Origin of the sequence: Flavobacterium sp. FPG59, from assembly GCF_002150205.1 — a bacterium.
Taxonomy (GTDB): domain Bacteria; phylum Bacteroidota; class Bacteroidia; order Flavobacteriales; family Flavobacteriaceae; genus Flavobacterium.
In genome coordinates this window covers 1-9,255 of record NZ_MTCA01000114.1, presented here as the reverse complement: position 1 = coordinate 9,255, position 9,255 = coordinate 1, and the positions used below count along the sequence as shown (strand labels likewise).

The window sequence follows — 9,255 nt, the reverse complement described above, 5'->3', positions numbered from 1 at the left end:
TAACGTTCTGTCCCAAAAGTATTTTTTCCAATCTTCTTTTTGACTAAAAATTCCGTATTTAGAAAATTTAATTCTTCTTTCAGAAAATTAATTAATGCAGTTGAAATGGCAAAGCGATTAATTTTTATGTCGTTTGCCAATCTTATAGTTAATTTTTCATTGTGTGATTTTGGAACAATCGAAGCAAGAATATCTTGTTGTGCATTATAAATTTGATGTAGTTCATCAAGTTTTACTGTCGAAATTTTTTGAATATTCTTTATAAAATCCCATTGATGCGGAATTGGTTCTAGACTTTCCACATCAATAAAACAACTGTTTCCTTGTTCGTAGGTTTTCTTATATAACGGAAGAGCTATCAAATTGCCAAATCCTTTTCCGGACAAAAAATCCTGATTAGGAAACATTCTATCAAAACTGGAGCTCTTGTCAAATAAAGAAAAAACTCCTGTTTGCTCTAAAATTGAAATGAAAATCTTTCTGCTTTTTATAGCTGGATAAGGTTGTTCAAAAAATATCCAAACATGTCCGCCTTTGCCCGAACGAGAACGTTCCAAATAGGCAGAAATTCCCTTTTCATTACAAGCATTTATAAACTTTTTGCAGTCCTCAACCCATTCGACTTTATCAAAATCGGCAACAATAAACCAAGAAGTATTGTCTTTAAGCAGCGGATAAATTCCAATATGCTGTTCGCCGTTTAAGTGTTTTTCAATTTCCCTTTCAGAAAGTAGTAAATGCTCCTTATCCAAATAATTTTGAAAAGTGCCACCATTCATTTTATGAACTCGGTAACGGTATGGGTCATAAAAATAGGCTGGCATATAGCCACTTTTGCTCCCTTTTTCCCATCGAACAGCAAACACATCTTCTCTTCCTGTAAAAACAGATTTAAATAGTTGGATATTATTTATCTCGACTGATGTTGACATAATTTTAATTAATCTATCATTAGATTAGTTGCAAATATATTAAAGGAAAAAAATAAATAATCTATTTATAATCTGAATAAATTACTTTTAAATCATGCTTTGTAGGCATTCAGACGCTCTTGAACATAATCTTTTAATGTTTTTGGCTCAATAATTTTAACTTCTCCAAGAAGTCCTAGAATAAAACGACCAACACCTAAAAAATTGCCAACTTCACATTCCAAACGATATAAATTATCCGTTATCTTAGTGATGTATTTCTCAGACAATGGATACTCTTCCATAATCAAGTTATAGGCTACTAATGAGAGTTCCAAATTGACATGCACTGGTTCAAAACTTTGTATTCTAAAAATATCAATGATTCCTTTTTTATGTTTAGGTTTGAATTTCCAGGAAGATTCAAGTAAAATAACTTGCTTAATTCTTGAAGTCTTAAAGACTTTATTGGTGCCATCTTCAGCATCGTAACACCAAACTCCTGTATAATTAACAGTAAAATCAATAGGTTCTACAATTCTATCTCTAATGTTTTTACTATTACCGGACTTATACGATTGCAAAACGACTTGTTTTTGCTGTTTTATGGCTTGCAGTAAAGAATAAATATTCTCACTTTCTTCCTTTTTTGAAATGGCATGGATAACACGGTCAAAATCATAGAGGCTATATAATTTCTTAACTAATTTGATTTTTAATTCATCATTATCATCTATGCTATGGATCGCTTTACTCAAAATAAAGGCCTCTTCTTCAGAAAAATGCAACAAATCACTAATTTCCTGAACAGTAGTATTTTCTTTATCAATCTTAAAATAGCCATTATTATTTTCAATGACAAAACCAACGTGTTTGAAAGTATCAAGATACCGATAAACCGTTCGATGTGATATTTCAAATCGATCAGACAGTTCTGCAATGGTTCTACCATATTGGCAATCCAATAGCAGTAATACTTCCAGCATTTTTTGAAATTTAGCTTGGTCTGCCATTTTTAATTGTTTTGATATTTCTTAAAGTTCTCCGCCTGTTCAAAAATTTCTTTATAAACCTCGTCTCTATCTACAGGGGGGTAACCGTTTTCAGCTAAAAGTATAATTAAACCTACTTTTAATTCCGCTTTGATATCATCCCGTTTACTCCAGTCCGTATATTTTGCTTTGTCATCAACAACTTCTTTTACTTTTTTTGCTAAAAGGATTAATTTATCCTCGGGATATACGAAATCATACTTAACAGCCAGGGCTTTTAGGATGTCATAAAAAGCTTTTTCCTCAAAGTCAATTCCGAGGTCTTTAAAAGATTCCTTTTCTTTTTTCAAAGCATAATACAAGTCTATGATTTCATCTGTGAAATCTTCCAATACTTCACTTCGCAATACATCACTTTCTTTTCTTTCGTTATATTTATCAACGATGAATTGCAAGCGCTTAGAAAAGTCAATTCCGGTTATCTTATTAATTTTCTTTACATCGTCAATGGCTTTAGCCAATAGTTTTTGTAGAAGCTTGATTTTGGTATTGGGAAGTTTGATTTTATCAATCTTGGCCATATAATCTTCCGAGAAAATATCTATCTCCGTTTGATTGGCATCTCCCAGTTTAAAAATTTCTTCCACGCCATTACTCTCAATGGCTTCCTGCAGCATCTGCCGCACTTTGTTGTTCATTTGCGCAGTATCCAGTGCCACTCCTTTGGTGAGTTTGAACACTATGGAGCGAACGGCTAAATAGAAATGAATTTCGTCTCTTTCCGCTTCATCGAATACACCACTACCGGAACATATATCGTAAGCCGATTTTAATCTTTTTACAATATACATGAACCTTTTTTCCAGCTCTTGGGTAAGTTGCACAAACTCTGCTGCCTGATTTAAGGTTCGTAATTGATCTACGGGTGAACCCTTGAAATAGTTTGATTTATCGAATTTATGGAACAGTTTCGCCAATAAATCCAATTGGTCTTTAACGACTACTATGGATTGTTCAATGTCTTCAATATTTTGAGCATCAGCACTGCTGTACTGTGCCAAAGCAAGGTTCATTTGTTTTTTGATTCCGATATAATCCACTACCAAGCCTTTTTCTTTTCCTTCAAATTTTCGGTTAACCCTTGAAATGGTTTGGATAAGATTGTGCCTTTGTATTGGTTTGTCAATATACATAGTGTCCAGGAAAGGGACATCAAAACCGGTTAACCACATATCGACCACGATAGCGATTTTAAAATTGGATTTTTCATTTTTAAACTGACGGTCTAACTCCTTACGGTCTTCTTTGGTTCCTAACAGATTGTATAATATTTCCGGATCGTCTTTGCCTCTGGTCATGACCATTTTGACACGTTCCATTGGTTTGATTTCCTTTTGTTCTTTTTCGGAAAGTACTATGCCATCTTCTGTAATTTTTACTTCTCCCCATTCCGGACGGAGTTCCAAAATGTTTTTGTATAATTCGTAAGCGATTGGACGGCTGCTGCAAACAAACATTGCTTTTCCTTTTACCGTCGCCCCTTCAGCAATTCTGTTTTCATAATGTTTTACAAAATCTTCGGCTACGGTTTTCAATCGTGTAGGATCACCAATAATGGCATTCATTTGTGCCATGGCTTTTTTACTTTCCTCCACCTGATGCTCGTTACTGCCTTCTTCGGCACAACGGTTATAATATTCTTCAATTTCCTGAAGTTTCCCGTTATTGAGCAGGACTTTGGCCGCACGGCCTTCATAAACAATACGCACCGTAATTTCATCAATTACAGATTCCTTCATCGTATAAGTATCTACTATGTCACCAAATACATCAATAGTAGCATCAATGGGAGTTCCTGTGAAACCTACATAAGTGGCATTAGGTAGGGAATCGTGTAAATATTTAGCAAAGCCGAAGGTTTTAGTGACCCCATTCTCGGTCACTTTTATTTTCTGATCCAGATTAGTCTGACTGCGGTGTGCTTCGTCGGATATACAGATTACATTATTGCGATCGGTCAATAATCGGGTATCTTCTGTAAACTTATGAATGGTCGTCAAGAATACCCCTCCGCTGTTTCTGCCTTGCAATAGTTCCCTTAGTTGACTTCTGCTTTCTACACTTACAATCATTTCATCACCGATAAATCCTTTGGCATTGGTAAATTGTCCCGATAATTGGTCATCCAAATCAGTTCTGTCAGTTATCAACACAATAGTTGGACTTCCAAAATAAGTGCTTCTCATTAGTAAACGACTCAAGTACAGCATAGTGTAACTTTTACCACAACCAGTGGTACCAAAGTAAGTACCGCCTTTTCCATCACCTTCAGGACGCTGATGTATTTTTATATTTTCAAAAAGCTTAATAGCGGCATAGTATTGAGGATAACGGCAAACTATTTTTTCATTTTTCTTGGAACTGTCGGGGAGATAAATGAAATTTTGAATAATATTTCTTAACCTATTTCGGTTGAACATACCCTGGATGAGTGTAAACATGGCATCGATACCATCGACTTCATTAACCATACCTTCAATTTTACGCCAGGCGTAAAAAAATTCATAAGGCGCAAAGAAAGAACCCGCTTTGGTATTCACTCCATCACTAATCACACAAAACGCATTGTATTTGAAGAGTTCAGGAATGTCTCTTTTGTATCTTGTAGTTAACTGTACGTAAGCATCATGGATTGTTGTATTTTCCTGAATGGCAGTTTTGAATTCAAAAACCACCAGAGGCAATCCGTTGATGTACAGAATTAAATCGGGGATACGCATTTCGTACCCTTTAATTGCCAATTGATTGACAATGCTATAGATGTTGTTATCCTCCTCGGAATAATCTATCAACTGAATATAGATATCCTTTTGGTTACGGTCTTCACGTTTCAATAGGAAACCATCACTTACCATTTTCATAATGGTTTTGTTGGTTTCATATAAATCAGAAGCAGGCAAACGATCTAAATCCCTTATGATGGAATCGATTTCGTTTTCGGTGATATTTTCTGATCTGTATTGGCTGCCCAAATATTTTTTCAGGTCTTCTATAATCAAGACTTTTTCACTTACTGCATGGCCATAAACAGTTGGCGGTTCTGCTAAACCGTTGAATTCTGTTTTACGTACCTCCCCGCCTGCAAGATGCGTCATTTTTTCTTCTTGCAGTAGTGATATAAATGCCTTTTCTAATTGCCCTTCGGTGAATTTCATTTTTTCGGTATTATTTTCCAATGTCCTCCTTTATCAGGACCTACACGTTCAATAATAGAATCTTTTTTTAGTGTTCCGATGTATTTTTCGATGCTTCTTTGTGTTACTCCCAAAAGCTTGCCAATTTCATTTGCGCTTATGCTATTATTGAGTAATATTAGAAAGACGGTGTAAATTGACTTTTCTCCGAATTTCGTCCGAATTTCGTCCGAATTTCGTCCGAACTTCTTCCGAACTTCTTCCGAAAACACCCCGTAATTAGCTCGTAAAAAATCAATATTCGTTTCTTTACCAAGAGTAATTCGGTCTGATAACAACCCAAATTCCTTTTGGATTTGTTCAATAGACTTTGTTGAATCTTCCAATGTGCTACCGACTTGCTGGGTGGCTTGAATATTTGGATCTTTATAAACAGTAACCAGTATACCACCATCCATCGAAATAATTTCCGGTTCCGGCAAGCCCATCTCTTTACAGGCTTCATAAATCTTTAAAGTACCACGCCCCCAAGAATCAATATAACCCGCTTTGAAACAAACGTCAGCTATCAGCGGATTTCTAGGGCGTGAAATATGGTGGTGTTTTAGGCTTTCGAAGTCCATTCCTTCAGGCAGTAAACCTTCGTTCCATATATTCAATTTGTCATCATATACACGCATTTGAATCATCGAACCCATATAGGAACGGTGTACCAAAGCGTTCAAAAGCATCTCTCGTACGGCTGGCACGGGGTATTCGTCTTTTTCGATACGCAGTAAGCCTTCGAAATCGATGGGTTTGGTAAAAAACTTGTAGTTTAACTGATTGGGAACTGTTTTCAGCAATTCAATGATATTGCCTTCTTCAACTTCCTGAAAACGGAGGTCGGCATCGTTGACGCCAAAACGGCCAATTTTTACTTTGATGTTGGGATAAAAACGATTCGGGTCTTTACCAAACAGGATAATGGCAGCTCTTTTGAGTTTGCCGTGATCGAGCAAACGAATTTTCTCCAAAAGTTCAACGGTAGAAAGTTCACCTATATCATTGGGCATACGTCCGCTTTTTAAGGCATCTTTAACGAATGTCTTGATACTGTTGTCATCGATGTCATCCAAACTGGCACCTTCCTCTATGACATCATCCCAAGTTTTACCAGCTTTTTTTAGTAAAAACTCGTTTAGGGTGTTTCCGGTCATTTCCATTTTGGAACTGCCGGAACGGTAATAGTAACGTCCTCGGAGCGACACGGGAACCGAGTACGGATTGACTCTGATTTCGATATATTTTTTTCCCGCTTCGTCATGCAGATTGACATCACAGATGATCCCTAAATTTTCACGAATTTTATTGGGAAGGGACTCCATCAGGGCTTTGTGATTCTCCAAATGTGTTAACACACCATCATCATCCTTGCCAATATAGATAGTACCACCCACTGCATTAGCAAAACCGCATATCCATTTCAGATAGTCGTCATGCCAACTTCGTTTCCATTCTATGTTTTGAGATTCGCTCATTTTTTATACTTTATTTCTTGAATCATTCATAATACTCAAACTAATATCAACATCAGTAAGCTTTTTAATATTTACGGCTTCAATAAAATGGTCTTTTTTTAACTCAAGGGAGGATTGAATATAATTATCAAAATCCTCCCGAGTAAAATTAGAAATTGGAAAACCAAAAACGTGTCCTAAAAACTCAATCTCTGCAAATTTTTCATTTGAATACAAATAAGTCATTCTGTCAAAATACAAAATTGGTGTTTCGGGTTCTCTTTTTAAAAGCATCATTATACCAACACGTCTCTTAAAATAATAAATTGGTAAATCACCATCATTGAATCTTGCAAACTGTCTTATAATATTATAATCTAATTCGTAACCTTTATCATTTTGTCTGTTGAGCTCCTCAAAATACATTTTATACAAGCCTCTTTTAAAAGCTCTACAAAGTTCAGATTGAGAAGCAAACATAAACGAAGGTCTAATACTCAAACGTTGCTTTCCGTTTCTCTCTTTTATTTCAAAAAATTGGGATTTAAATTCACCAACTTTTCTTTTTTGCACCCCAGAAAGCAAAAACATTTTACGCGATATGTTAAATGTTTCTTTTAAAGCAACTTCAATTGAATATTTACCATTGTGTGTGTCTTTATTTCCAAAATGATAATTACAACTATCACACACATTCTTATTGAAATTCTGACCTCCTAATGATTTCGGAATGGTATGAGCTTTCTTTTTAAAAGTTACATTCGGTTCAGTTTCTAAACACCATAAACATATTTTATTAGTTTTTGAATTATCCATTTTTGAAAAATAATGCGTTTCAAGTTAAAACTCTTATTAGGTTCAAATATATTTTAATTTTTACTTTGTCTTCTCAAAGCCTCAACAGATAATTCTAAATCAAAACTAGTTTTATCTTTTGACCATTCATCCCAAAAATCAACTGTTGCACTTTTAGGTTTAATAGTTGGTTTGTCAATTTGAACTCTACTAGGTAACAATGAAGCATCGCCAACAATTAAAGCTTCTCCTATATCTAGGATTGGTAATAGATTTGCAAAATCACCCAGATTATCAGGAAACAAACGTTTAATTACATTCTGATCATCTGGATTTGTTAAACGCATGGCGATGAAATTACCGCATTGACTCAAAATAGTTTTACTAACGTCTGAGGGACGTTGACTAATTACAACTAAAGAAACACCATATTTTCTACCTTCCTTACTTATTCTTTCGAAACTTTGTAATCCTTTTTCTTCTATTGAACCTTTTGTATTAGCAGGTAAATATAAATGTGCTTCATCGCAAAAAATTGATATTGGATGCCTGTTATCTTCATCTGTCCATTGTTGTATAGAAAAAACTAATCTTGCTAATAAACCTGTAATTAAAGGTAAAATATCAGATGGTACTTCAGAAAAATCAATAATTTTGATACCACTCCCTTTTCCAAAATCAAGTAATTTTTTTACTAAAACAGTAAACCAGTCATATTCTAGAAGAATTGGATCTTCATTAAATAAAAAATTTAATCGTTTATCTTCTTTTTTACTACTTAATCTCTGAACAAATCTAGTTAACTTACCAAATAGAGGGCCTTGTTTTTCTGTTCCGGATCTAGCTCCTTCAATCATTTTTTGATCTTCATCATCTAATTCTTGGAGAAGTTGAGATATTGAAAATGGTATTGGACTTTCTACTGTAAAATTACTTAAGACATCTTGCTTATCCTCAGTTTCTAATTTTTCCTTTTTTAATTTTATTATCAAATCAAAAAGTGCTCTTGACTGGTTTGGAGCATTACTATCGCTTCTATCTAATAATAAAGATTCTATTTCTTCATACGATAAAAGCCAATAAGGGAGAAAAATATTGTCTGGATTTGTACAATCATCAGATGGACCTGCAATTTTTAAAAGAGAAACATTGTCTAATCCACTTAAAGGTGTGTATTCTCCATGTAAATCAAGAACAATACAATTTACTGATTTTAATTTTGATGCACTTTCTAGAACATTCGCCACTGTCCATGATTTACCTGAACCAGTACCTCCAACTATCACTGCATGTCTTTGAAAGAATTTATTCCCATCAAGATTTACATCCGATTCCTCAGCAATTGTATAAGTTCCAACCTTCAAGGGATTCTCACTACTTGAAGAAATAGTTTTCATAAATTCGGTTAATTCAGCTCCTATTAACAAAAAACAATCAGCATTAATACTGGGAACTGTATTCAATGTTCTTTTAAACAAATTCTTTGCAGTACCATGTGTTTCAATAAATGTTCCAACTAAATTTACTTTAATTACATTTTCAATTACTAAATCACCATCATCGTTTTCATCAATTTTGACTGATAAAGCTTTCCTAAGAATTTTAGAAATTAATCCTATGATTTTCTCCCCCGTTTTAGTTGAACGAATTTGTATGATTTGATTGACTTGTACACTATTTAATAATTCTTCTGATTCAACAAGAACAGTAATATTGCCTGTATCTACACTTTGTACTTTCCCTAATTGCATATTTTTTTGTTTTATATTATTTCAATAAAATTATTTAGAGACCAAAAATTGCCTTCAAGAATAATTATTTGTTTTTCCAAGTTTCTTTCCTTTAGTGTGACTTTAGTTTTATC

At 34.3% G+C, this 9,255-nt stretch carries 5 protein-coding genes and 1 pseudogene; all 6 read right to left on the bottom strand.

Annotation, left to right across the window (positions count from 1 at the left end):
* Window positions 1-932: pseudogene (locus FPG59_RS10570) on the bottom strand (restriction endonuclease subunit R); the annotation flags it as partial.
* A 92-nt stretch (window positions 933-1,024) separates the two neighbouring features.
* On the bottom strand, window positions 1,025-1,924 hold the full coding sequence (locus FPG59_RS10565) for a YafY family protein (RefSeq protein ID WP_086454568.1): 900 nt from the start codon (window positions 1,922-1,924) through the stop codon (window positions 1,025-1,027).
* A gap of 2 nt (window positions 1,925-1,926) precedes the next feature.
* Window positions 1,927-5,118 carry a type I restriction endonuclease subunit R gene (locus tag FPG59_RS10560; protein WP_086454569.1) on the bottom strand — a complete coding sequence of 1,064 codons (3,192 nt, stop codon included), beginning with the start codon at window positions 5,116-5,118 and terminating at the stop codon, window positions 1,927-1,929.
* Window positions 5,115-6,617 carry an ATP-binding protein gene (locus FPG59_RS10555; protein WP_086454567.1) on the bottom strand — a complete coding sequence of 501 codons (1,503 nt, stop codon included), beginning with the start codon at window positions 6,615-6,617 and terminating at the stop codon, window positions 5,115-5,117. Before FPG59_RS10555 ends, FPG59_RS10560 begins: the two co-directional genes overlap by 4 nt.
* A gap of 3 nt (window positions 6,618-6,620) precedes the next feature.
* Complete coding sequence (locus tag FPG59_RS10550; protein ID WP_086454566.1) at window positions 6,621-7,412, bottom strand: HNH endonuclease; 792 nt, start codon at window positions 7,410-7,412, stop codon at window positions 6,621-6,623.
* Window positions 7,413-7,465: 53 nt separating this feature from the next.
* A complete protein-coding gene (locus tag FPG59_RS10545) occupies window positions 7,466-9,142 on the bottom strand; it encodes an ATP-binding protein (RefSeq protein WP_086454565.1) in 1,677 nt (558 codons plus the stop codon).
* Window positions 9,143-9,255: the final 113 nt, after the last annotated feature.

Bases quoted from the DNA above. Each gene is read 5' to 3' on its own strand.
- FPG59_RS10565 (WP_086454568.1), bottom strand. From the start codon at position 1,924: ATGGCAGACCAAGCTAAATTTCAAAAAATGCTGGAAGTATTACTGCTA.
- FPG59_RS10560 (WP_086454569.1), bottom strand. From the start codon at position 5,118: ATGAAATTCACCGAAGGGCAATTAGAAAAGGCATTTATATCACTACTG.
- FPG59_RS10555 (WP_086454567.1), bottom strand. From the start codon at position 6,617: ATGAGCGAATCTCAAAACATAGAATGGAAACGAAGTTGGCATGACGAC.
- FPG59_RS10550 (WP_086454566.1), bottom strand. From the start codon at position 7,412: ATGGATAATTCAAAAACTAATAAAATATGTTTATGGTGTTTAGAAACT.
- FPG59_RS10545 (WP_086454565.1), bottom strand. From the start codon at position 9,142: ATGCAATTAGGGAAAGTACAAAGTGTAGATACAGGCAATATTACTGTT.